Source organism: Mucilaginibacter sp. 320_HR, assembly GCF_059691875.1.
In genome coordinates, this window is record NZ_JCAWAI010000001.1 from 527,971 (window position 1) to 552,558 (window position 24,588).

The 24,588-nt window shown below is 44.9% G+C and carries 17 protein-coding genes and 1 tRNA gene; 12 read left to right on the plus strand and 6 right to left on the minus strand.

The genetic code is table 11. From position 1 onward, the window contains the following. Window positions 1-77 precede the first annotated feature (77 nt). Together AC59GT_RS02355 and AC59GT_RS02360 are read left to right on the plus strand one after the other, a co-directional pair. Window positions 78-3,266 carry a SusC/RagA family TonB-linked outer membrane protein gene (locus AC59GT_RS02355; protein ID WP_497236150.1) on the plus strand — a complete coding sequence of 1,063 codons (3,189 nt, stop codon included), beginning with the start codon at window positions 78-80 and terminating at the stop codon, window positions 3,264-3,266. Between the two features lie 5 nt (window positions 3,267-3,271). After that, a complete protein-coding gene (locus AC59GT_RS02360; RefSeq protein ID WP_497236151.1) occupies window positions 3,272-4,708 on the plus strand; it encodes a SusD/RagB family nutrient-binding outer membrane lipoprotein in 1,437 nt (478 codons plus the stop codon). Between the two features lie 88 nt (window positions 4,709-4,796). On the opposite strand, the gene AC59GT_RS02365 is transcribed toward AC59GT_RS02360, so the two are convergent. After that, window positions 4,797-4,884 (minus strand) — tRNA-Ser (locus AC59GT_RS02365). A gap of 270 nt (window positions 4,885-5,154) precedes the next feature. Between AC59GT_RS02365 and AC59GT_RS02370 the strand changes: the two genes are divergently transcribed. Continuing rightward, complete coding sequence (locus tag AC59GT_RS02370; RefSeq protein ID WP_497236152.1) at window positions 5,155-6,126, plus strand: polyprenyl synthetase family protein; 972 nt, start codon at window positions 5,155-5,157, stop codon at window positions 6,124-6,126. 78 nt (window positions 6,127-6,204) lie between these two features. Continuing rightward, window positions 6,205-6,999, plus strand: a complete 795-nt coding sequence (gene cdaA / locus AC59GT_RS02375; RefSeq protein ID WP_497236153.1) for a diadenylate cyclase CdaA — start codon at window positions 6,205-6,207, stop codon at window positions 6,997-6,999. Between the two features lie 3 nt (window positions 7,000-7,002). Here the strand turns inward: cdaA and AC59GT_RS02380 are convergent, their stop codons facing one another. Then, window positions 7,003-7,356 (minus strand): hypothetical protein, encoded by a 354-nt coding sequence (locus AC59GT_RS02380; RefSeq protein ID WP_497236154.1) that lies wholly within the window; start codon window positions 7,354-7,356, stop codon window positions 7,003-7,005. 135 nt (window positions 7,357-7,491) lie between these two features. After that, window positions 7,492-9,975, minus strand: coding sequence for a M1 family aminopeptidase (locus tag AC59GT_RS02385; protein WP_497236155.1), 2,484 nt, complete (start codon window positions 9,973-9,975; stop codon window positions 7,492-7,494). Between the two features lie 165 nt (window positions 9,976-10,140). Here AC59GT_RS02385 and AC59GT_RS02390 point away from each other — a divergent pair, with 165 nt between their 5' ends. The 3 genes from AC59GT_RS02390 to AC59GT_RS02400 all read left to right on the plus strand — a co-directional run bounded on the left by AC59GT_RS02390 (window position 10,141) and on the right by AC59GT_RS02400 (window position 15,468). Then, on the plus strand, window positions 10,141-11,466 hold the full coding sequence (locus AC59GT_RS02390; protein WP_497236156.1) for a Gfo/Idh/MocA family protein: 1,326 nt from the start codon (window positions 10,141-10,143) through the stop codon (window positions 11,464-11,466). Window positions 11,467-11,483: 17 nt separating this feature from the next. Next, on the plus strand, window positions 11,484-12,860 hold the full coding sequence (locus tag AC59GT_RS02395) for a 3-keto-disaccharide hydrolase (RefSeq protein WP_497236157.1): 1,377 nt from the start codon (window positions 11,484-11,486) through the stop codon (window positions 12,858-12,860). A gap of 211 nt (window positions 12,861-13,071) precedes the next feature. Continuing rightward, window positions 13,072-15,468, plus strand: a complete 2,397-nt coding sequence (locus tag AC59GT_RS02400) for an ABC transporter permease (protein WP_497236158.1) — start codon at window positions 13,072-13,074, stop codon at window positions 15,466-15,468. 126 nt (window positions 15,469-15,594) lie between these two features. On the opposite strand, the gene AC59GT_RS02405 is transcribed toward AC59GT_RS02400, so the two are convergent. Beyond that, window positions 15,595-16,005, minus strand: a complete 411-nt coding sequence (locus tag AC59GT_RS02405; RefSeq protein ID WP_117384479.1) for a BrxA/BrxB family bacilliredoxin — start codon at window positions 16,003-16,005, stop codon at window positions 15,595-15,597. Window positions 16,006-16,208: 203 nt separating this feature from the next. Here AC59GT_RS02405 and AC59GT_RS02410 point away from each other — a divergent pair, with 203 nt between their 5' ends. Next, entirely contained in the window at window positions 16,209-17,057 is an 849-nt protein-coding gene (locus tag AC59GT_RS02410) for a peptidoglycan DD-metalloendopeptidase family protein (protein ID WP_497236159.1), read from the plus strand. Window positions 17,058-17,173: 116 nt separating this feature from the next. Further along, window positions 17,174-18,490, plus strand: coding sequence for an adenosylhomocysteinase (gene ahcY / locus AC59GT_RS02415; protein ID WP_497236160.1), 1,317 nt, complete (start codon window positions 17,174-17,176; stop codon window positions 18,488-18,490). Window positions 18,491-18,583: 93 nt separating this feature from the next. On the opposite strand, the gene AC59GT_RS02420 is transcribed toward ahcY, so the two are convergent. Together AC59GT_RS02420 and AC59GT_RS02425 are read right to left on the minus strand one after the other, a co-directional pair. Further along, a complete protein-coding gene (locus AC59GT_RS02420) occupies window positions 18,584-19,567 on the minus strand; it encodes a polysaccharide deacetylase family protein (RefSeq protein WP_497236161.1) in 984 nt (327 codons plus the stop codon). A gap of 70 nt (window positions 19,568-19,637) precedes the next feature. Further along, window positions 19,638-20,039, minus strand: coding sequence for a DUF5655 domain-containing protein (locus AC59GT_RS02425; protein WP_497236162.1), 402 nt, complete (start codon window positions 20,037-20,039; stop codon window positions 19,638-19,640). Window positions 20,040-20,129: 90 nt separating this feature from the next. Between AC59GT_RS02425 and AC59GT_RS02430 the strand changes: the two genes are divergently transcribed. From AC59GT_RS02430 to gcvP, 3 genes are all read left to right on the plus strand, one after another. Beyond that, window positions 20,130-20,510, plus strand: a complete 381-nt coding sequence (locus tag AC59GT_RS02430; RefSeq protein WP_497236163.1) for a hypothetical protein — start codon at window positions 20,130-20,132, stop codon at window positions 20,508-20,510. Window positions 20,511-20,579: 69 nt separating this feature from the next. Beyond that, window positions 20,580-21,302: a pyridoxine 5'-phosphate synthase gene (locus AC59GT_RS02435; protein WP_497236164.1), complete on the plus strand. Its 723-nt coding sequence runs from the start codon at window positions 20,580-20,582 to the stop codon at window positions 21,300-21,302. Window positions 21,303-21,443: 141 nt separating this feature from the next. Further along, entirely contained in the window at window positions 21,444-24,353 is a 2,910-nt protein-coding gene (gene gcvP, locus AC59GT_RS02440; protein WP_497236165.1) for an aminomethyl-transferring glycine dehydrogenase, read from the plus strand. Window positions 24,354-24,588: the final 235 nt, after the last annotated feature.

Consider the following 24,588-nt stretch of genomic DNA (forward strand, 5'->3'; position numbering starts at 1 on the left):
CTTTACAATAGCTTACTGCAGCGCAACTGCCTTATGGCTTTCGTACGGGCATTTTTTACCTTTTACAATTAATAGTCATGTCAAAACTTTACAAGCTATTGTTGGCGGCTCTACTGCCATTTTTATTGCTGCAAACTGCCCTTGCCCAAACGGCTAAGGTTAGCGGCGTTGTTACCGCCCGGTCAGACGGGCAACCGCTCCCCGGTGTTACGGTATCGGTACAGGGTTCTACCAACGGCACCCAGACCGATGTACAGGGCAGGTTTTCCCTTAATGCAAAACCAAATGATGTGCTGCGGGTGTCTTACCTAGGCTTCACCACGCAACAGATCACGGTAACACAAACCGACGCGCCGCTGCAAATAGTACTGGTAGAAGCCGCAAATTCATTAAACGAGGTGGTGGTAACCGCGCTTAACATCAGCAAAGACAAAAAGTCATTGGGTTACGCGGTGCAAAGCCTAAAATCGCGCGATATATCAGAAGCTAAAGAAAGCAACCTGGTAAACGCGCTTGCCGGTAAAGTTGCCGGTGTACAAGTAACCAACAGCCAGGGCGATATGGGATCATCACGTATAGTTATCCGGGGTGAAACATCTGTATCGGGTAATAATCAGCCACTGTTTGTGGTAGATGGGGTTATAGTAGATAACTCCCAGTTCCAGGGTGCAAACGGCTCAAGGGACTTCCCTAATGCAATCTCAGACCTCAACCCTGAGGATATAGAATCTATAAGCGTACTTAAAGGGCCTAACGCTGCTGCACTGTACGGGTATCGCGCAGCTGCAGGCGTTATTCTAATCAAAACTAAAACAGGTAAGGGTGCTAAAGGGCTCGGCATCACCATAAACTCTAATACCAGCTTTGCAACATTGAAGGTTTTCCCTGATTATCAAAACCAGTTTGGGCAGGGATCCAACGGAAAATTCAGCTACGTGGATGGCAAGGGCGGAGGCGTTAACGATGGTGTGGATGAAAGCTGGGGCCCTCCGTTGGATGGGCGATTGATCCCGCAATTCAATTCCAACGGTGTTGCGGTACCTTTTGTAGCGCACCCTAGTAACGTACGCGATTTTTTTAACACAGGTGTCACCCTAAACAATGGTGTTGCACTTGCAGGCAGCGGAGACAAGTATGATTTCAGGTTGTCATACAATAACCTGCATCAAACCGGTGTGGTGCCTAATTCATCACTGGGCCGTAATTCATTTTTATTGAACACCACATTTAGGCCAACAGCAAAGCTTACCGTTACTACTATAGCTAATTATATTAAAGACGATGCAGGTAACCTCCCGGGCGCTTACGGCCGCAGAGCAACCAGCACCATGCTTCAGTTTACATGGTTTGGCCGCCAGGTGGATATAAGCCAGTTGAAAAACTACAGAAACCCTGATGGCAGCACCTTTAACTGGAACAATAGTTACTATAGCAACCCCTATTTCATCGCGTATGAGAATACAGTTGGTCAGTATAAAGATCGCCTGATTGGCAGCATCGAACTGAATTACAAAATTGGTGGCGGTCTGTCGGCAAATTTTAGGACCGGTACCGATTTTTACAATGACCGTCGCAAAATAAAGGTAGCCTATGGTACCAATGGAACACCATTCGGCTCTTATGAAGAAGACGCTTATCACGTAAGCGAAACCAATACCGAAGGCAGGCTGCAGTACACTAAAAAGCTAAATAAGGATTTTTCATTGGATGCATTTATTGGTGGCAACATAAGTACTATTGTAAACGAGCAAAACGACCAGATAGCACCTAAACTGGCAGTTGCTGGCCTTTACACACTTAGTAACTCACGCGACCCGCTGGTATCATCAAATTACTATGGCAAACTTAAAACATACAGTTACTTTGCCTCTGCACAAATCGGATATAAAGATTATGCGTTCCTGAACCTTACCGGCCGTAACGACTGGTCGTCTACTTTACCTGTAGCAAACCTTTCGTACTTCTATCCGTCGGTGAATGGTAGTTTGGTATTATCTCAGGCACTTGATTTTAAAGGTGATGCTTTGAGTTACCTGAAACTAAGAGGCGGTTGGTCTAAAGTAGGTAAGGCCGCTACACCTTATCAGCTCATCAACACATATAACTTTACAGCGCCTTTTGGCACCAATCCGCAGCAGAGCGCTAATAGTATAGATCTTAACCCGAACCTAAAACCTGAGACAACAACCTCCGGCGAAGCGGGCTTTGAGGCAGGACTCCTGCGAGACCGGGTGCGTTTGGATGTTAGCGTCTACAACACAAACAGTATCAACCAAATACTTAATGTGGATGTTAGCCCCTCTACAGGTTATACACAAAAGCTGATAAACGGTGGTCGAATTAATAATAAAGGGCTGGAAGTACAACTAAGCGGTACGCCAATAAAAAAGAATGATTTTTCATGGGATGTAACCGTGAACTATTCGCTTAACCGCAGCAAAGTAGTATCGTTAGATGAAGAAGGCAGGCTTCAAAGTTATATACTTGGCACCAACCGTACGGTGCAGGTACTTGCCGCAGTGGGGAAACCTTACGGTACACTGTTTGGCAACGCTTACCAGCGTGATGCTTCCGGCAATATCATTATAGATAACAGCGGTGTGCCGGTTATTAATCCTTCCAAGCAGTATCTGGGTAAGTACACACCTGATTTTTCCGGAAGCATTAACAACAGTTTCTCTTATAAAGGCATTAATTTAGGTTTCCTGGTAGATGCCAGATTTGGAGGATCCATCTATTCTAACACCAACAGAACAGGAACTTACACCGGGGTGCTGGCATCAACGCTAGCAGGCCGTGGTGCACAAAACGGCGGATTAAGCTATTACTATCCAAGTAACAATACTTCGGCTAATGCAGTGCAAGTTAACGCAGGTGCTGCGGCACCAAACGGCGAAACTGTTTATGACGACGGTATGGTATGGAAAGGGGTAAAGGCAGACGGCACAGCAAACAGTAAAGTTATACCTGCACAGTCTTACTATAAGGGCTTTACCAATGTCGACGAGGCCTTTGTTTACAGCGCATCATTTATAAAGCTTAGGGAAGTTAAGCTAGGCTACACTTTCCCGGCTAGGTGGGTAAAAGGGATAGGGCTGCAAGCGGCAACAGTATCGGTTGTTGGCCGTAACTTATGGATCATTCACAAGAAAGTGCCAAATATTGACCCGGAAACGGCATTTAACACCGGCAACGGTCAAGGCCTTGAAGACCTGACGCTGCCTACTGTGCGCAACATTGGCTTTAATGTTAATCTTAAATTCTAACTATCATGAACATCAAACATATATCAGCATTAATACTATCTGCCGCGGTTATACTATCAACGGCGTCGTGCAAAAAGGACCTGCAGGAGATAAACAAAAGTCCGAACGCATCGGAAAACGCGCAGCCTGATTACCTGCTTACTGCAGCTATAAAAAACACAGCCGACACGTATTGGGGGACTGCCAATAACATGGATGCAAGCCTGCTGTTTGTACAATACTGGGCGAAAATACAATACACCGACCCGGACAGGTATATCTACTCTAACAATGCTTTCCAGGAGTTGTGGACAGTAGGTTATTCCAAAAGCATAGTGAATCTTAATCAGATAATAAAGCTGGCAGACGCGCAGTCTAATTACAAAGGCGTGGCATTGGTGCTGCGTTCATGGACTTTTCAATTACTTACCGACGCGTACGGCGACATACCATATAGCCAGGCGACTAACATTTCGCAATATCTTACCCCTGCTTACGACAAGCAAAAGGATGTGTATTTCGCCTTGTTGGAAGACCTGAAAACGGCGCAGTCTTCGTTGAACGCCTCAGGACCGGCAATCCTGGGTGATGTTATTTACGGCAATAACATCACTTCATGGAAGAGATTTGCCAATTCGCTGCGCTTGCGGATAGCTTTGCGCATAGCAGACCGCGAGCCCGATAAAGCTAAACAGGTGCTTGCCGAAATACAGGCAGAGGGCAGCGGCTACATAAGCAGCAACAGCGAGACAGCACAGTTGGTTTACCTGGCATCACCAAACCAAAATCCTATAAGTAACCTGTTCGACACCAGGGATGACTACCGCATAAGCAAAACTGTTGTTGACAAGCTTTTTGCACTGAATGATCCGCGTCTGCCGGTTTACGCCAGCAAAACAAAAGATGCCACGCCAAATACTTACGTGGGCATACCAAACGGATTGCTGGTTGGGGATGCCAGCAACCTGGGCTTTACAAAAACATCGAAACCAGGTGCCTATTTTCTTGCTCCAGGTGCACCGGCAGTTATTCAAAGTTATTCGGAAGTGCTGTTTGGCCGTGCAGAAGCTGCAGCAAGGGGCTTTACAACAGAGAATGCAGGTGAACTATACAAGCAAGCGATTACAGCATCGTTAAAGCAATATAGCGTAAGTGATGCTGATGTTGCCACTTACCTTGGCCAACCTGCTGTACAGTATAATGCCGGTAACTTCCGTAAATCCATAGGCGATCAAAAATGGCTCGCGTTATTTGGACAGGGATTAGAAGCATTTGCAGAGTGGCGCAGGTTAGATTATCCTCAGCTTCAGCCTGCGGTAGCTGGTTCTCTAAACGGAAAATTGCCGTTAAGATTCCTGTACCCGGGTACAGAGCAATCTTTAAACGGTACTAACTATCAGTCCGCGGTATCTGGTCAGGGCGCTGACGTATTAACAACCAAACTTTGGTTTGATGTAAATTAGTGAAGCTAATATCATCTACTTAATAAACAGCAAAGTATTGTTAGAACAAAACGCCTTGATGCATAATCAAGGCGTTTTGTTTGTAGTGCGGAGAGGGAGGGATTCGAACCCTCGATACGCTTTTGGCGTATACACACTTTCCAGGCGTGCTCTTTCGACCACTCAGACACCTCTCCGTTTTGGGCACGCAAAGGTAAAATATTTATCCGTAAGGGCAACAAAAAAGCGGCTACCCAATGGATAACCGCTCAAAACGAAAACTCTAACTCACAAAAATCAAAACTTATATACTCTATCTTACTAAGTTATACCTAATAGAGTGTTTTAAATGCTAAAGGTTTAATCTGCTAAAACAAGAGGCAGCTTTACGCAGATATATTTTTTTAGCTTATGTTTGCTCCGCAATATCCGGCTGCTAAGCCGGGTGTATTATCGCACTAACGCAGATGCTGAACATCAACGAGATAAAGAAACCCATTGCTGCAGAAATTGATGTTTTTGAGGAGAAGTTTAAAGCCTCTATGCAAAGCTCTGTTCCGTTGCTGGACCGTATTACCCATTATATTGTAAAACGGAAAGGCAAGCAGATAAGGCCAATGTTCGTTTTTTTCTCCGCCAGTATCTGCGGTGGTATTAACGAAAGCACTCACCGCGGAGCTGCACTGGTAGAACTCCTGCACACCGCAACACTGGTGCATGATGACGTGGTAGACAATTCTTATCAGCGCCGTGGGTTCTTCTCTATTAATGCGCTTTGGAAAAATAAAATAGCAGTGTTGGTAGGCGATTACCTGCTGTCGAAAGGGCTGCTGTTATCTATCAACAATAACGATTTCAGCTTGCTAAAGATCGTATCAGAAGCGGTCAAGCAAATGAGCGAAGGAGAGTTGTTGCAAATTGAAAAAGTGCGGCGCATGGATATTGGGGAAACCGTGTATTATGAAGTTATCCGTCAGAAAACGGCGTCGTTAATTGCTGCGTGCTGTGCCTGCGGAGCAGCTTCCGCCGGAGCAAGCGAGGAAGTAATAGAAAAAATGCGATTGTTTGGTGAAAAGATCGGCATAGCATTTCAGATAAAGGATGATATGTTCGACTTCGGCACCGATGACGTTGGCAAGCCATTGGGCATAGACATTAAAGAGAAGAAAGTGACCCTGCCGCTAATATATGCTCTAAGTAATACCGGCAGCAGCGAGAAGAAGCGGATTATTAACCTGGTGAAGAACCATAATGATGATTCTAAAAAGATCACCGAGATCATCAACTTTGTAAAGCAAAACGGCGGATTGGATTATGCCGGGATACAAATGAAAAAATACCAGGATGAAGCATTTGCTATTCTTGATACCTTCCCTGCAGGTGATGCACGCACAGGGCTGGAGCAGTTGGTACGATACACTACAGAGCGTAACAAGTGATACATTTACATTCAATTGATAGCTCTCATCTATAAGCCTGTTCGGCAATCTTTCATATAAACTTATTACATTCGTAATATGCAGTCCTTCAATTTCAGCTTCTTAAAACTTGGTATTCTTGATGTAGTTGATGTGCTGTTGGTGGCGTTTATTATTTACCAATTGTACAACCTAATCAGAGGGACAATAGCTGCCAACATAGTAATAGGTTTGGTTACTATCTACCTGCTTTATATGGTAGTAAGAGTGCTGCATATGCAATTGCTTACCGGCATATTGGGCAAGTTTGTAGATGTAGGTATTATCGCAGTTATCATAGTTTTTCAACAGGAGGTCCGGCGGTTTTTGTTGCTTGTTGGTAAAAACGCCTCATTACAGCGCAACAAAGCCTGGTGGAAGTACTTTTTTGGAAAAGCCGAAGCAGAAAAAAACAATTATGCACGTATAAAGCCAATAGTAGACGCCTGTAAAAGCATGAAGCAAACCCGTACTGGGGCACTTATAGTTTTCGCTAAATATTACGACGAGCAATTCTATCAAAATAGCTGCGAAGTGGTGGAGGCCAAAATCTCTAAACGGCTATTAGAGAGTATATTTCAAAAGAACAGCCCTTTGCATGACGGTGCGGTGGTGATATCAGAAAATAAAATAAAATCTGCCAGTTGCATATTGCCTGTAACTGAGAAAGCCGATTTACCTGCCCAATTTGGTTTAAGGCACAGAGCTGGAATAGGCGTTACAGAAGCAAATGACGCTACAGCCATTATAGTTTCAGAAGAAACCGGCGAGATATCATACGCGAAACAAGGGCGTATAAAAATGAACATTAGCTTCGCCGAACTAGAGAAGCTGCTCAATAAAGATTTTCAATAAGGCTTACGGACGCTCTACTATAACGACATCATCGTTTTTAGAAGAAGTTTTTCCAACCACGGGCATTTTAGAGCTCCCACGAAGTTTTACAACGGGCATTTTAGAATAACCCTGTAGAGCAATAACGGGCATCTTGTCTAAAGCTTTTATGTCGTAAATGCCTTTTGGAAGCGCTTTCATGTTGGTTTGCGGTACCTGCGATAAATCTTTTATAATCTGCGAGTTTATGGTAGTATCTGGTTTGAACAGAAACGTTTTGTTTAGGGTTGATGGTGGAACGGTTGTATTCCCATTTCCTTGGGCCAATAATTCACCCGAACAGGCAGCTAAAATAATTACCAAAAGCAACTTTTTCATAATCATTGTATTGTTAATACTAAGTTAGCTAATCTACTCCTTAGTAACATGTTAAATCGAGTTAAAATATGTTAAAACTACAAAGCCACCCAAAGGGTGGCTTTGTAGTTTATGTAATTTAAGATGGGCTATTGCCTAGTTAAGTGGAGCAACTGCTTTATCTACGGTTGCTGCTGAAGCAGTATCGCCCATTTTGGTACGCGCATCTTTGATGCCGTTAAGTATTTGTATTACTGAAGGAGCAACGCCATACTGTTTGTACTTGAGGCCAACTTCTCCAATAGCTTGAATCCCTTGCTGTGCGTATTCGGGATTTTTAACCCTCGAAGCAAAATCTGCTACTTTACGTACCATGCCAAACTGGGTGTTAGGATCGCCTGCATTCTTGAATGCATTATAAACGTAGGGCCACTCGGCATCGGTGCCTGATGTTGCATAAACGTTTATCACAGCTTGTTTAGCGGCACCTTCGGCATCTTTTTCGCGGCTTTTTGCCAGCTGGAGTGCTTCTGTTGGGTTAATTTGTCCAATAGCGTTCATCGCAGCGCCTTGTATCACATAAGAGTCGCTTGCATATGCTTGTTTGAACAAGTTAAGATTGCCTGATGCTTTTAGCTTTCCTAAAGCGTTTATGGCCGCAGCACGTACAAGGTTGTTTTCGTCGGATTGTGCAAGTTTAACCAGTACCGGTACAGCCGCGTTGCGTACGTCGTCGTTGGTTGTGATGTTAGCTGCATTAATTGCTTTCAAGCGTAAACCATAGTACTTGTCCTGCATTGCTGCTACAATAACTTTACGTGCTTTCTCGTCTGTCTGGCGTGCTTTTACACCGTCAATAGCTTCAAAGCGATCCAGGTAAAGAGGAGCATTAAAGTATTGAAACGAAAGTTCGTCCAATGATTTGGTGTCGGTCTTTTTAGTAAGCAATATTTTGTCACCGTCAACATTCACCAGGTCGGGTTTAGAAGCTACGTCGAAAGTAAGCGTATCAGTCTTATCGCGCATCCAAACATTATGGCGTACTTTTTTGCCACCTGCATAAATATCTACAGCCATTGGCAGTACGAACGCGTTACCATCCTGTGTTTGTTCCAGGTAAACGGTTTGTTTCTTGGTTGGTTCGTCCCATTTATAACTGATGTTCAGCACCGGGTGCCCCGCGCCATAATACCACTGATTGAAAAACCAGTTCAAATCGCGGCCGCTTGCTTCTTCCATTGCTAAACGCAACTGCTGTGCCTCGCCATTTTTAAAGGCGTTAGTTTTAAGGTAAATGTTCAAGCCTTTGTAGAAAGCTTCTTTACCCAGGAAGTTGCGTAACATGTACAAAATACGCCCGCCCTTTTGGTAAGTTACTACATCAAACACATCCTCTTTATCATTGTAATGAAAGCGTACAAGATTTTTGGTTTTGGCATTTGGCTGGCTTAGATAGTTCAGCATAGCTTCGTAACTGTGCGCGTCTCCTGCATCTTTGCCATACTTGTACTCTGCCCAAATGCTTTCGCTAAAATCAGCAAAGGATTCGTTTACCGTAAGGTTGCTCCAGCTCTCGGCTGTTACGTAATCACCAAACCACTGGTGGAAGAGTTCATGCACAATAGTGCTGCGGCCGCCGTCATAATAGCGGTCGGCAAGTTCACGTTTGGTGCCTTGCACATATTCGCCATGAAGGGTAGCGCTGGTGTTCTCCATTGCTCCGCTTACATAGTCGCGAACAACTATTTGCGAATATTTATACCAAGGATAATCAACACCAAGTGTTTTTGAGTAAAACTCCATTACCTCAGGCGTAAAGCCGAAAATGTCCTTTGCGTATGGCGCGTACTTCGGCTCCAGGTAATAGCTTACTTCTTTATCACGCCATTTGTCTTTGTATACTTTAAAGTCGCCTACGGCCATCATAAACAGGTAGGGCGAGTGCGGAAGTTCTTGTTTCCAAACGTCGGTACGGGTACCGTCGCCATTAACTTTTTGTGAAGCCAGGCGGCCGTTAGATAATGTAACGTACTTTGCAGGTACGGTCATCGCTATCTCTTCCGTAGTTTTTTGGTTTGGCTTATCAATGGTTGGGAACCAGCAAGATGAGCTTTCAGTTTCTCCCTGTGTCCAAATCTGTGTTGGCTTATCCTTTTCAGTACCATCAGGATTAATAAAATATAATCCTTTCGCATTGCTGATAGCTGCGCTTCCCTTCGCTTTTAACTCGTTAGGTTTTGAAGTATAGTCGATATATAATGTGTAAGCTTCACCGCCCTGGTAAGTTTTGTCAAGCTTTATCGCAACGGTAAGGCTATCGTAAGTGAACTTTAGTGGCACGTTCTTGCCATTCTTTACGATAGCAATGGTCTTAAGGTCCATTCCCTTGGCATCAAGGCGCAAGCTGTCAGTTGGATAAAAGTGGGGCTTCAACGTAACCCACTCCTTGCCATACAAGTAGCGTTTTTTGTAGTCGAACCTAACATCCAGCTTGGTATGTACAAGGTCGTTTATTTTTGGAGTAGTTTCCCGGTACATCTTGTAAGCTGGGCTTTCAGGTGCGGGTGCTTGTGCAAAGGCTGTGCTGATGGCCAGAGCGCTTATGCTGCCTCCAATGAGGGCAGCGTAAAGTGTTTTCATAGTTCGTTAATTAGTTTGAATAGTATGCATGCATAATAAAAGCTAAATTATTAGATTTTATTGAAAGGTAAGACGCTATTTATCTATCAATGTTACACAAAGCTGTAGGTAAAACCACTAAATTAGCCAATACCAATTATTGTTTTACCTATACAATATCTGCTTATGCAAAGAAGAACATTCATCAGGACCGCAGCTGTGGGCGGTACTAGTTTTCTCGTTAGTAAAAATACCTTAGCCAATGGTTTATATACCGGTTCGCCTAATAAAAAGGTGGTAATAGGCGTAATGGGCGTAAACAGCCGTGGCGCATTCCTGGCGCAAAAGCTTACCGCAGTTCCGGATGTTGAAATTGGCTACGTATGCGATGTGGATAGCGTAGCACTAAACAAGTGCATTGCAGATATAGAAAAACTCACCGGCAAAAAGCCCCAAGCTATAACAGACGTACGCAAACTGCTCGAGAAGAAAGATCTTGATGCGCTGGTAATTGCCGCGCCTGACCATTGGCACGCACCTGCAACTATATTGGCCTGCCAGGCCGGCAAGCATGTGTATGTAGAGAAGCCCTGCAGCCATAACCCACACGAAGGAGAACTGGCAATTGCTGCGGCTGCCAAATATAACCGACTGGTGCAAATGGGTAGCCAGAGGCGCTCTTTCAACAATGTACAAAAGATGATTAAGGAACTGCATGATGGCGTGATCGGCAGGGCTTACTTTGCACGCGGCTGGTATACCAACAATCGTAAATCTATTGGCTATGGCAAGCCGGCACCTGTTCCGGCCAATCTTAATTACGAACTTTGGCAAGGTTATGCCCCTCGCAGGCCGTATAAAGATAACCTGATCCATTATAACTGGCATTGGCACTGGAACTGGGGAACCGGTGAGGCCCTTAATAACGGCACGCACGAAATAGATGTGATGCGATGGGGGCTGGGTGTCGACTTCCCCAACCGGGTAACCTCATCAGGCGGTCGCTTTGCATTTAAAGATGACTGGGAGACACCGGATACCCAAACTATACTGGTTAACTTTCCTAATAACACCGCCTTATCTTGGGAGGGCCGCAGCTGTAACAACTATTACTCTGAGGGCGTGGGCCGTGGTGTGGTTTTTTATGGCGATGGCGGTACCATCTACTATGGCGGAGGGAACGGGTATCAGGTTTATGATATGGACAATAAACTAGTGAAAGAAATTAAAGATGAAACTCCGGTAGATGCATCTAACAAGGTTAGCCCTACAGAATTGCTGGACCGAGTGCATTTGCAAAATTTTGTTAACGCTATACAGGGCAACGAACAATTGAACCAAACGATCATCAATGGACATAAATCAACCCTGATACCACAGCTAGGCAACATTGCACAGCGCACCGGACGGGTGCTTAACTGCGATGCAACAAATGGCCATATCTTGCATGATGCTGAGGCAATGAAGCTTTGGACACGTGATTATGAACCAGGCTGGAACCTTAAAGTATAACATCAACCCCGAATAAAATGAAAAACAATTTAAAACTTTGGGCACTTGCCGGATTGACGTGTTTTGCTGGGGCAGCTACAGCGCAGGTAAAGCCGGGCTACACCAGTTTGTTTGACGGAAGTACCCTTAAAGGGTGGAAGAAATTAGCCGGTAACGCCGAGTATACTGCTGCTAATGGGGTCCTTACCGGTACGGCCGTGCTTAATAGCGGCAACACGTTCCTGGTTACCGATAAAGAATATGGCGACTTTGTGCTGGAACTGGATGTTATGACAGAAAGCAACCTCACCAACTCTGGTGTACAGGTACGAAGCCATTACAATCCTGCCGGGCACGAAGGCAAAGGGCTTGTTTATGGCCGCCAGTGTGAGGTAGACCCCAGTGAACGCAGATGGACCGGTGGAATATATGATGAAGGCCGCCGAGACTGGCTGTACCCAATGGAACTTAATGCAGCGGCAAAGGTGGACTGGAAACCTGGAGAATATCACCACATAAAAATTGAAAGCATTGGCAATACTACCAAAACCTGGGTGAACGGCATCCCGACCGCCATGGTTGTGGATACTGTAGATGCAACCGGTTTTATAGGTTTACAGGTACATGCCATAAGTGATGCAGGGCAGGCTGGCAAAAAGATATATTTTAAGAATATCCAGATAAAAACAACCAATCTTCAGCCGGCGCCTGTCACCCGTAACTTGTATGTAGTTAACCTTGTATCTAATCAATTGTCGGGCTACGAACGTCAACACGGCTGGAAGCTGCTTTTTGACGGCAAAACCAACAAAGGCTGGCATAGCGCTACTGCAGCAACGTTTCCGGCTAAGGGCTGGAAGATAGAAAATGGTATGCTCAGCGTTATTGGTGCTAATGGTGGCGAGTCAGCAAACGGCGGAGATATTGTTTCTGACGGACAATTTGCCGCATTTGATCTTTCGTTTGAATTCAGGATGAGCAAGGGGGCGAACAGCGGCGTGAAATACTTTGTTACGCTGGACGAAAAAACGCAAGGCTCGGCTATTGGTTTGGAATACCAGGTGCTGGACGACGCCGTACACCCCGACGCTAAACTTGGCCGGGATGGCAATCGCACATTGGCTTCGTTATACGACTTAATTACCGCTAAAAAGCAAAGCCGGTTTGTGCACCCGATAGGAGCATGGAACACAGGCCGGGTGGTAGTGTATCCCAACAACCACGTTGAGCATTATCTTAACGGAATAAAGGTGTTAGAGTATGATCGCGGCTCAAAAGAATACCGAGACCTGGTTGCCATAAGTAAGTACAAGGTTTGGAAAGACTTTGGTGAGGCAAGGCAAGGTCACCTGCTGTTGCAGGATCATGGCTTTGATGTTGACTACCGCAGCATCAAAATCAAAGAGCTTAAGTAGTTTACTTACAGTTAGTAATAGTTACAAGAAGAGGTGCAATTTTGCATCTTTTCTTGTTTAATACCGAACACAGACCGTTCGTAATCGAACATTATTTGATTTGGTGATTTTTGTATTTAATTGTTAATCAGAAACTTCCAATATTGGCACATATCTTATATCTGTTTACATAGCAAGCTAGCTTGCTATGTACCTAAAAATCAACAATATCATGATAAAGAACTACTTGAAAGTTGCCTGGCGCAATCTGGTTAAGAATAAAACACACACCTTTATCAATGTTGCCGGCTTGTCTGTTGGGATGGCGGTAGCTATGCTGATCGGTCTCTGGATATGGGATGAGCTATCTTATGACCGTTCTTTTGAAAACAAGGACCGCATAGCACAAGTTATGCAGCACCAAACCTTCAACGGAAAAATAGGTACCCAAACTGCCATCCCTATACCTTTAGGCACAAAGCTAAGCGCCGAATATCGTAACGACTTTAAATACGTAGTGCTATCCAGCTGGAACTACGATCATATACTTGCTTTCGGCGATAAAAAGCTTAACCAGCAGGGTAGTTTTATGCAGGCAGAAGCGCCGGATATGCTGAGTCTTAAAATGATCAAGGGAACGCGCACGGGGCTAAAAGATCCATCATCTATCCTTATGTCTCAAAAAACCGCCAAGGCAGTTTTCGGCGATGAAGATCCTATGAACAAAACGGTTAAGATAGATAACCAGCAGCTGGTTAAAGTTACCGGTATATACGAGGATCTGCCGCGTAACAGCACCCTTACCGATGTGTCTTTTATACTTCCCTGGGATTTGTATATGACAACGCAGCCCTGGCTTAAAAGGGCCGCCACCCAGTGGGGAAATAATTCATTCCAGTTGTTTGTACAGCTGAACGACAATGCAGATATCAACAAAGTAAATGCTCGTATCCGCGATATCAAAGCAAAAAATATAGCCGCGCAAGGCGATAAGGTTGGTGCATCTTTTAAACCCGTTTTGTTCCTGCACCCTATGGAGAAATGGCGTTTATACTCGGAGTTTAAAGATGGTATTAATACAGGTGGTGCTATTCAGTGGGTATGGATGTTTGGTATAATAGGCGGCTTTGTATTATTGCTGGCATGCATAAATTTTATGAACCTAAGCACCGCCCGTTCCGAAAAGCGTGCTAAAGAAGTAGGTATTCGTAAAGCTATCGGATCAATAAGGGCGCAGTTAATTGGTCAATTCTTCAGCGAGTCCCTTTTAGTAGTGGCCTTTGCATTTGTGTTTTGTATAGTGTTGGTGTTGCTGATACTACCCTGGTTTAACCAGGTTGCCAACAAAAACATGAGCGTACTTTGGCTAAACCCTGTGTTTTGGATAATTGGTATCGGCTTTAGTTTGCTTACAGGTGTTGTGGCCGGCAGCTACCCTGCTTTTTATCTGTCCTCTTTCCAACCGGTTAAAGTGCTTAAGGGTACTTTCAAAGCTGGCAGGTTTGCAGCTATCCCGCGCAAAATATTAGTTGTGCTGCAGTTTACCGTGTCGGTTACACTTATAATAGGGACAATTATAGTGTTCAGGCAGGTACAGCATACCAAGAACAGGCCGGTTGGCTATGATCGTACAGGTATGGTACAAATGAGCATGAAAACCGACGACATCCACAAGAACTTCATGGCTGTACGTACCGATCTGCTGTCAACTGGCGCTATTGTAGAAATAGCTGAATCGGGTAGCCCGTTGACGGATGTATATTCTAACAATAGTGGCTATACCTGGAAAGATAAAGCCCCGGATCTGCAGGACGACTTTGCTTATGTGCCTGTTTCCCCTGAATTCGGCAAAACTGCAGGCTGGAAGTTAATAGAAGGACGTAACTTTTCAAGGGATAACCTGGCAGACTCCATGTCAATTATCCTTAACGAATCTTCGGTGAAGTTTATGAATCTCAAACATCCCATAGGGGAGATTGTAAAGAATGGCGATGATAAGTTAACTGTGATAGGCGTAGTAAAAGACATGGTAATGTCTTCGCCCTACGAACCTGTTAAGACAACCATATTTGCTTTCAACAGGAACAGCGCGAATATGATCGACATCCGCTTGAACCCTAAGGTGCCGGTCAGAGAAGCTCTGGCTAACATAGAAGCCGTATTTAAAAAGTATGATCCGGGTAGCCCGTTCGATTACCGTTTTACCGACGAGGAGTATTCAAAAAAATTCTCTACTGAAGAGCGTGTTGGTAAACTCGCCGGCTTCTTTACTATTCTCGCTATTTTCATTAGCTGCATGGGTTTATTCGGTATGGCATCGTTCATGGCGGAGCAACGCACAAAAGAAATTGGTGTACGTAAAGTGCTTGGCGCTTCTGTATTTAGTCTTTGGCAAATGATGTCTAAAGATTTTGTTACGCTGGTGTGCATATCGCTGCTGCTTGCCATTCCTACAGCATATTACTTTATGCACGGCTGGCTTCAGGATTATAAATACCGCGCAGAACTTTCCTGGTGGATATTTGCCGGCACTGCTGTTTGTGCCATATTTATAACAATATGCACAGTAAGCTATCAAAGCATTAAAGCGGCTTTAGCTAACCCTGTAAGAAGTTTACGCAGCGAATAAGAGAAAGGGAATCAAGATTTAAGAGTCAAGAATCAGGAGAAAAACAAAGGGCCGGAACTAAGTTCCGGCCCTTTGACATGTATGATGTCCTTATCTTGAATCCTAATTCTTTATTCTTGATTCTGCTTAGCAATACTGCTCAAAAGCACCTATCAGGTTGTCTGCTATCATTTGTGCAGGCCGGCCTTCTATCTGGTGGCGCTCTATAATGTGCACTAACTCGCCATCTTTAAACAAAGCCATTGATGGTGATGACGGTGGATAAGGCAGCATCAAGTTACGGGCTGCATCTACCGCCTCTTTTTCCATACCTGCAAAAACAGTTACCAGTTTGTCTGGATGTTTTTCGTTCTGCGCGGCCATACGTGCAGCAGGGCGGGCGTTAGCAGCGGCGCAACCGCATACAGAATTTACCATTACAAACACGGTGCCTTCGCTTTTTATAGCTTTCTCTACAGATTCGGCATCCTTCAATTCTTCAAAACCAACTTTGGTAAGTTCTGCCCTCATCGGGGCTACAAAATATTCTGGGTACATATCTATTCGCTTAATTTCTACAAAAATAGCATAACATTAATTAATAGGGGAGCGTAAAAGAATAAACTGCAATAATTGACGTTCGGATTATGTTCGGCACGTTATCAGGAAATTAAAACTTCTTGCTAAATTGCAGTTCGGGTAAAACCGAACCCCCTGATTAATTAACTAAAGAACAAACTTAAAAATCGAGCATTTAGGTAATGGGCATCATTTCTCAAAAAAATCAGCCTCAACCGCGGGTTGTACAGGTAAAAGCAAAGCACTTTAACGGGTTAAAATTTGGTATAGCAGTAGTACTTATCATGGTAATGGTGCTTATGTCGGCCATTATGCGCCTTAACAACCAGGTGGTACAGCAAAGCCAGGAAAACAGCCGTTTGCACTCGCAGATTGCAACGCTGCAAGGTGAAATAGAAAAAACCACCGAAGATGCAATGCTTGCGTCTGCCGAAAAGGAAGGCAACCGCAGCAAAGCAGTAGGCTACATAGAAAGCATTCAATCAAAATTAAAAAGCATAAATAATTACCTGAGCAAGCGCGGCCTGCATAGTATTTCTTTTAAAACGGTTAACATCAGCAACAAAAAGAACGATACTAAAATGTATAGCGAGTTTAACGCCTATTTAGATAAACTGGTAAATAACATTGCCTACATGCCTATGGGTTATCCAAAGCTCAGCTCTTTTACTTCGTTTTTCGGTTACCGTGGTAATCCTTTTGATTTCGGTGGAAGCGAATTTCATCCGGGACTTGATTTCCGCGGCCAGAAGGGGGATGCTGTTAAGTGTACAGCAAGCGGCAGAGTGATATGGGCATCCCGCGCAGGAGGTTACGGCAACTGCGTTAAAATAAAACACACCAATGGTTTGGAAACCTGGTACGGCCACTTATCCAAGATTAGTGTACGCGAAGGGCAGCGCGTTACAGTAGGAGATGTTATTGGTAAGGTTGGGTCTACCGGCCGCTCAACCGGTCCGCACCTTCATTATGAAATTCGTAAGAATGGACAACCGGTTAACCCTAAGCAATATTTAAGCCTGAACATGTAAGCCTTAACAGCACAGATAATTAAAGACAAGATTGCCATAGGGCAATAAAGTTCCCCGGATGATACACCATTTCTTCCGGGGATTTTTATTGCCTATTTTTGTGAAAAATTAAAATTATGTCTACAGTAGAAACTGCATACGTTAAGAATAAAGTGAAAGACATTTCACTGGCCGAGTGGGGCCGCAAAGAAATTGAATTGGCCGAAGCAGAAATGCCTGGCTTGATGGCACTTCGTGCGGAGTATGGCGCGAGCCAGCCACTTGCCGGCGCACGTATAGCAGGCTGCCTGCACATGACCATACAAACCGCTGTATTGATTGAAACACTACAGGCGTTGGGTGCACAGGTAACCTGGTCGTCATGTAACATATTCTCTACCCAGGATCACGCTGCTGCTGCTATAGCTGCTGCCGGTACTTCTGTTTACGCCTGGAAAGGCATGAATGCCGAAGAGTTTGACTGGTGTATAGAGCAAACGTTGTTCTTTGGCGAAGATCGCCAGCCGCTTAACATGATACTTGATGACGGTGGCGACCTTACCAACATCGTATTTGATAAATACCCTGAATTGGCAGCGGGCATTAAAGGCCTTTCTGAAGAAACAACTACCGGTGTACACCGTTTATACGAGCGCATGAAAGCAGGTACTTTATTGGTGCCGGCTATTAACATCAACGACTCTGTTACCAAGTCAAAGTTCGACAACAAATACGGTTGCCGTGAATCATTAGTGGATGCTATCCGTCGTGCGACCGACGTAATGATGGCTGGTAAAGTAGGTGTTGTTTGCGGTTACGGAGACGTAGGTAAAGGTTCTGCAGATTCTTTACGTAATGCTGGCGTTCGTGTTATTGTTACTGAAATTGACCCTATCTGCGCGTTACAGGCAGCTATGGAAGGTTTCGAAGTAAAGAAACTTTCTACTGCAATAGCCGAGGCTGATATTGTTGTTACGGCTACAGGTAACAAGAACATTGTTCGCGAAGAGCATTTCCGTGCTTTAAAGGATAAAGCTATCGTTTGTAACATTGGCCACTTCGACAATGAAATTGATATGGCCTGGTTAAACGGTGCTTACGGCAATACCAAAATTGAAATAAAACCTCAGGTAGATAAATACACCATTGAAGGTAAAGATGTAATTGTACTTGCCGAAGGGCGTTTGGTAAACCTGGGTTGTGCTACCGGTCACCCAAGTTTTGTAATGAGTAATTCGTTTACTAACCAAACACTTGCACAACTCGAGCTTTGGACAAACACCGACGCTTACGAGAAAAAGGTTTATACTTTACCAAAACATCTTGACGAGAAAGTAGCCCGCTTACACCTTGCTAAAATCGGTGTGGAACTTGAAGTACTAGATCAGGATCAGGCGGAATACATTGGTGTAACTGTTGAAGGCCCGTTCAAACCGGAGTACTACCGTTACTAAATAGAATCAGGACGATTAAAGTCAGAAATCAAGATAGACTGAAAGGGATGTGGTGTGAGCCATGTCCCTTTTTTGCTGATGCATTTTTACGCTTTATTGCTCAAATTCATCGTCGACGGTTTGGCGAAGATCGTACAAAAGCCATTGCTTATGTGCAATGTCGGCAGCTTTTGATTTTAGCAGTTCTATAAAGTCCTCTACACCTATCGGTTCGTTGCCATTACCATGTATCAGCACAATGCTGCCCGCACGTGGCTGCTGTCCCTTAGCAAGCCAGGCATCAGTACCAATTGGAATAAGTCCGAAGCCGGTGATTTTATAAACCAGTTGCTGATCAGATACCAGGCCCGGAAATCTGAAGAATACGGATGGTAGCAGCCCATTCCTTAGCATATCCTTTTCAGTTTCCAGAACCTCATAATTGATATTGGTGCCGGGCTCAAGCAAAAAATTTCGTTTAAGCGGAGCTTTTAAACTAACCCGGTGATTATAAGAGTGATTAACCCACGTGATGTTAATTTCATGGTCATTCTGCATCTGCTTAAGCCACGCAAGGTCTTGCTGATGCTTGTTTAGCCATAAGCCACTTACAGACAGGGCTGCCGGCACCGGCCGCTCTACGGCTTTGAATTGGCTGATAATATCAACAAAAACTCGCTTATCCAATGGTCGGTGTGATGGACAAAGATCTGCTGTGAGGCTGATGCCTGTCTCTTTTGGCAACCCGCGCTCTATCCCAGCATCCTGCACCGCTACCGAGTGTTGTTCTGCAGATGCGAGGGCTCTTACATAGGGTGAAGCTTTAAAGGCCGCTCTTAAATCTGCTAAAGGCATCTGTTGCACAGTGTAGTTGCTCTCCAGGTCGGTTCGCGTATTAAGTGTCGCCTGATCAACTAAAAGCAAAAATTTACGACCATGATCTTCAAAACGGCGTAATGTAAGCCACGTTTTCCCAAAGCGTTCAGCGCGGCCAAAGTAAACCTCATATTTATCCAGCGATCTGAAGTCAGCTTGTGCTAAAGCAGCTGTGGTAAAAGCGAATATAAGCAGCAGTGCGGCAAGCGCGTGTTTAATCATGTTCTAATAAATACAAAAGATATACGTGGCCCGAGATCGTTTAGCGATGCGACTAATTTGGTTTAACCTTTTACAATAAGTCATAAGATGTCCTTATCCATGCAAATACCTGTGGTTGCAGCTCGTTTACATTGCTTAACCGAAGATTATGCTGGTAACGGCCCGCAACCTCCAGGCTTTTATGGAGTTGTGGCTGCTCTAACTTCTCTGGGGTATAAAACTTTAGATCAAGAAACTTTTGCATCGGGCGAATTACAAAAAACGTTTGGCGGTGTACAAAAGTTACACAGTTGGGTGTGGTCCCCACCAGCACTTCGGGCCAGTCTGCTACCTCTGCTAACAATTTGTCGAACAACAACAATAACTCGTCAGGCTTGCCTTTAAATAGGTCGTCCAGGCTCACTCTTGCGCAATAATGTCGCTGACTTTCGTTTACTAGTTCGCGTTCGCACTTTGGGCAAATGTAGGGCATGGATAAAGTTATAAAAATTTAAGATGAAGAGTAAACCTTGGCAGCTTGTTGCGAGTCCAAACTACAATTATCCTTAAAAACTTTATCTCCATGAAAAACCTGCTACTCCTTGCTTTGCTAATGTTTGCAGCCGTATACGCATCGGCTCAATCTCCCACCTTTAATAAAGACACCGTTACTTACAATGGAGCAATGCTCTATCCCGGTAAGTATATTAAGTTAAACTACGGCGCAAACACAAACAGGAACTTTGTATTCGTTTGGCTTAAAGAATATGAGCGACCGCTCCTGTCTTATTTTTGCAATCAGATGGTTGTGATAGAAAAGATTAAGAAAACAGACGGTAAATACTATGCAACCGGGCACATGAGAAACGTTACTGATTATCCGGAGACCGAAGTTCGGATTGACATTCAGGCGGCAATTGATTCGAAAGAGATTACTACTGAGGTGCCAAACAAGCTGGAATAACCGCTGACCAACTGGTGTCTTTTTTTTGAGCTTCATAATGCTGATATTTGCCGCTAAACATTCTATACTATGGCACGTCTGTCGGTAAACATCAATAAAATAGCTACGTTGCGTAACTCGCGCGGTGGCAACAATCCCGATTTGGTTCAGGTAGCAAAGGATTGCGAGCGTTTTGGTGCGCAAGGCATTACCGTGCACCCCAGGCCTGATGAACGCCACATTCGCTACCAGGATGTGTTTGACCTTAAAAAGATCGTCACTACGGAGTTTAACATAGAAGGTAACTGCCAGGAACAAAAGTTTGTAGACCTTGTGCTCGCTTCAAAACCGGAGCAGGTAACGCTAGTGCCCGATGCACTTGGTCAGATCACATCTAACCATGGCTGGGACACCGTTGCAAACCAGCAGTATTTGCAGGGCATTATTAAGGTGTTTAAAGATGCAGGTATACGTGTTTCCATTTTTGTCGATCCTGTCATTGGCATGGTAGAGGCTGCTGCTACAACAGGTACTGACCGCATTGAACTTTACACCGAAGCCTACGCGACAGGTTATCACCAAAACAAAGAAGAGGCCTTAGCTCCTTACGTAAAAGCTGCGGAAAAAGCGCATGAGCTTGGCCTGGGGATAAACGCCGGCCACGACCTGGACCTGCATAACCTTAAATACTTTGCAGAAAATATTCCTGCTTTAGATGAGGTAAGCATCGGTCATGCTTTAATAAGCGATGCACTTTACTATGGTTTAGAGAATACTATACAGACGTATCTGCGGCAACTGGTTATCGGATAACGGTAACGTTGCCGCTTAGTTGAACGGGCTGAGTTTTGGTATAACACCCTTGTAAAACCATTGTAAGTAAACTATTACTCAATTGCTATTAGTATAGCAAAATAGTACCTTTGCGGTAAATTTAAGGGATACCCATATTCAATGAAGCTGAACATAGATTACCAGGAAAAATTCCAGCAGAGGCACATTGCACCGAACGATAGCGATACCGCTAAAATGTTGAAAACGGTTGGTGTGGAAACAATAGACCAACTGATTGACGAGACCGTTCCGGCCCGTATACGCTTAAAAAATCCGCTGAATTTGCCTCCTGCAAAAAGTGAGTTTGATTACCTGAACACGCTGAAGGTAACCGCTTCTAAAAACAAGGTTTTTAAAACCTACATAGGCCAGGGTTATTATGATGTGATTGTTCCTGGAGTTATTCAGCGCAACATCCTCGAAAACCCCGGATGGTACACCCAATATACGCCTTACCAGGCCGAGATTGCCCAGGGCCGTTTACAGGCGCTGTTGAATTTTCAAACCATGATAAGCGACCTGACCGGGATGGAGATTGCCAACGCATCCTTACTGGACGAAGGTACCGCTGCTGCCGAGGCTATGTTTATGCAGTACAGCCTGCGTAAAAACACTAAAGCGAACACCTACTTTGTAAGCGAGGAGCTCTTCCCGCAAACAATTGATATTTTAAAAACCCGCAGCGAGCCTTACGGCATTAAACTGCAAATAGGCGACCACCGTACCGCCGAGCTAACGGACGAGGTATTTGGCGCCATAGTTCAGTATCCGGCAGGCCATGGCGCGGTTTACAACTACGCCGACTTTGCCAGCGAACTTCACGCAAAAAACATAAAGCTTACAGTAGTTGCCGACCTGATGAGCCTGGCACTTCTTACGCCTCCGGGCGAGTGGGGTGCTGATGTAGTAGTTGGCAGTAGCCAGCGTTTTGGCGTACCGATGGGTTTTGGTGGTCCGCATGCGGCATTCTTTGCTACTAAAGAAGAATACAAACGTTCTTTACCCGGTCGCATTATTGGGGTAACTATTGACTCTGCCGGTAACTATGCATTGCGTATGGCTTTGCAGACCCGCGAGCAGCACATCCGCCGCGATAAGGCTACATCTAACATTTGTACCGCACAGGCTCTACTGGCTATTATGGCTGGTATGTATGCTGTATTCCATGGCCCCAAAGGTGTAAAACTGATTGCTGAGCGTATACACGGCTTATCTGTGTTACTGGCAAACTCGTTAAACACCCTGGGTTACCAACAACTGAACGAAGCTTACTTTGATACCCTGAAGTTTGACCTGGGCGAACTGGCCGGCCCGATACATTCGGAAGCGCTGAACAACGAGGCAAATCTTCACTACAATGGCAGCATAGTGACCATCTCGCTTGACGAGACAACATCTGTTGAAGATGTAAAGACATTAGTGCGCTTGTTTGCTAAAGTAAAAGGCAAAACCCTGAATGATGCTAATTTTGACACTCTGAAAGAAAGTGTGGAGTCGGTAATTCCTGCCGGCTTGCAGCGTACTTCAGCATACCTTACTCACGCGCTGTTTAACTCGTACCACTCAGAACATGAGATGCTGCGCTACATAAAATCTCTGGAAGCAAAGGATCTTTCACTTTGCCACTCCATGATTGCGCTGGGATCATGCACCATGAAGCTGAATGCAACTACCGAAATGGTACCCGTTACCTGGCCGGAATTCAGCAAAATGCATCCGTTTGCCCCTGCCGACCAGGTGGGCGGCTATATGCAGCTGTTTGATGAACTGAACAAATGGTTAAGTGAAATAACCGGCTTTGCGGCTATGAGCCTGCAACCTAACGCTGGTGCGCAAGGCGAATACGCGGGTTTAATGGTTATTCGTGCTTACCATAATGATAGGGGGCACAGCCACCGTAATGTAGCGCTTATCCCGGCATCTGCACACGGTACTAATCCGGCTTCTGCAGCGATGGCAGGTATGAAGATTGTTGTTGTTAAATGTGACGACAACGGGAACATCGACGTTGCTGACCTGAAATTAAAAGCAGAACAATACCAGAACGATCTATCGTGCCTGATGGTTACTTACCCATCTACCCACGGGGTATTTGAGGAGTCTATCATCGAAATCTGCGACATCATACACCAGAACGGCGGACAGGTTTATATGGACGGCGCTAACATGAACGCTCAGGTAGGCCTTACCAGTCCTGCTAACATTGGCGCGGATGTTTGCCATCTTAACCTGCATAAAACGTTTTGTATACCTCACGGTGGCGGCGGCCCAGGTATGGGTCCAATTGGCGTAGCCAAGCACCTTGTCCCTTATCTGCCGGGTCACGCTGTTGTTGATATTGATAATGGCAAGGCCATCCACGCTGTATCTGCGGCACCATGGGGCTCAGCATCAATCCTGATCATTTCACATGCTTACATAGCCATGATGGGCGGCGAAGGGTTGACTGATGCTACCAAGTACGCCATACTGAACGCCAACTATATTAAAGCGCGCCTGAGCGGCCACTATCCGGTATTATATACCGGCGCTAACGGCCGTTGTGCACACGAAATGATTTTGGATTGCCGTTCGTTCAAGCAGGCAGGCGTTGAAGTGAGCGATATTGCAAAGCGTTTAATGGACTACGGTTTCCATGCGCCAACAGTATCGTTCCCGGTTGCAGGTACCGTAATGGTGGAGCCAACCGAATCAGAACCTAAGCATGAGCTTGACCGTTTTTGCGATGCCATGATCTCTATCCGTCATGAAATAGAAGATATTGAAAAAGGCTTGTCAGACAAGGCAGATAACCCGTTAAAGAATGCGCCGCATACAACTGCCGTTATCACCAGCAACGAGTGGGAGCACCCTTATACCCGCCAGAAAGCAGCTTTCCCACTACCTTATGTAGCGCAGCACAAGTTCTGGCCTTCAGTAGGCAGGGTGAACGACACCTATGGTGACCGTACGCTTATCTGCTCATGCCCGCCCCTTAGCGATTACGAGTTTGAAGAAAGTGAAGTTACTACACCGGAGTACGGCACGTGAGAATAAGTTTTTTATAACATTAAAGGCCACCTTTGGGTGGCCTTTTTTCGTAGCAGTAAAATCGCCAACTACTACCTGTAATATTTGGCTTCGATGCAAATAAATCTTTTTTTAGTGCTTTTTTTTCGTGCGGTTTTTGAAGTTTTCTGAATAGGTTTCTCGCAAAAAGTCGCTTTACAGAGCCAATTTGGCGCTTTTTTAAAAGAAATTATTTGGCGTGTATTTAGTGTTCAAA

What these genes read in the sequence shown, in the direction of transcription:
- AC59GT_RS02355 (WP_497236150.1), top strand. Translation starts at nt 78, where the DNA reads ATGTCAAAACTTTACAAGCTATTGTTGGCGGCTCTACTGCCATTTTTA.
- AC59GT_RS02360 (WP_497236151.1), top strand. Translation starts at nt 3,272, where the DNA reads ATGAACATCAAACATATATCAGCATTAATACTATCTGCCGCGGTTATA.
- AC59GT_RS02370 (WP_497236152.1), top strand. Translation starts at nt 5,155, where the DNA reads ATGCTGAACATCAACGAGATAAAGAAACCCATTGCTGCAGAAATTGAT.
- cdaA (WP_497236153.1), top strand. Translation starts at nt 6,205, where the DNA reads ATGCAGTCCTTCAATTTCAGCTTCTTAAAACTTGGTATTCTTGATGTA.
- AC59GT_RS02380 (WP_497236154.1), bottom strand. Translation starts at nt 7,356, where the DNA reads ATGAAAAAGTTGCTTTTGGTAATTATTTTAGCTGCCTGTTCGGGTGAA.
- AC59GT_RS02385 (WP_497236155.1), bottom strand. Translation starts at nt 9,975, where the DNA reads ATGAAAACACTTTACGCTGCCCTCATTGGAGGCAGCATAAGCGCTCTG.
- AC59GT_RS02390 (WP_497236156.1), top strand. Translation starts at nt 10,141, where the DNA reads ATGCAAAGAAGAACATTCATCAGGACCGCAGCTGTGGGCGGTACTAGT.
- AC59GT_RS02395 (WP_497236157.1), top strand. Translation starts at nt 11,484, where the DNA reads ATGAAAAACAATTTAAAACTTTGGGCACTTGCCGGATTGACGTGTTTT.
- AC59GT_RS02400 (WP_497236158.1), top strand. Translation starts at nt 13,072, where the DNA reads ATGATAAAGAACTACTTGAAAGTTGCCTGGCGCAATCTGGTTAAGAAT.
- AC59GT_RS02405 (WP_117384479.1), bottom strand. Translation starts at nt 16,005, where the DNA reads ATGTACCCAGAATATTTTGTAGCCCCGATGAGGGCAGAACTTACCAAA.
- AC59GT_RS02410 (WP_497236159.1), top strand. Translation starts at nt 16,209, where the DNA reads ATGGGCATCATTTCTCAAAAAAATCAGCCTCAACCGCGGGTTGTACAG.
- ahcY (WP_497236160.1), top strand. Translation starts at nt 17,174, where the DNA reads ATGTCTACAGTAGAAACTGCATACGTTAAGAATAAAGTGAAAGACATT.
- AC59GT_RS02420 (WP_497236161.1), bottom strand. Translation starts at nt 19,567, where the DNA reads ATGATTAAACACGCGCTTGCCGCACTGCTGCTTATATTCGCTTTTACC.
- AC59GT_RS02425 (WP_497236162.1), bottom strand. Translation starts at nt 20,039, where the DNA reads ATGCCCTACATTTGCCCAAAGTGCGAACGCGAACTAGTAAACGAAAGT.
- AC59GT_RS02430 (WP_497236163.1), top strand. Translation starts at nt 20,130, where the DNA reads ATGAAAAACCTGCTACTCCTTGCTTTGCTAATGTTTGCAGCCGTATAC.
- AC59GT_RS02435 (WP_497236164.1), top strand. Translation starts at nt 20,580, where the DNA reads ATGGCACGTCTGTCGGTAAACATCAATAAAATAGCTACGTTGCGTAAC.
- gcvP (WP_497236165.1), top strand. Translation starts at nt 21,444, where the DNA reads ATGAAGCTGAACATAGATTACCAGGAAAAATTCCAGCAGAGGCACATT.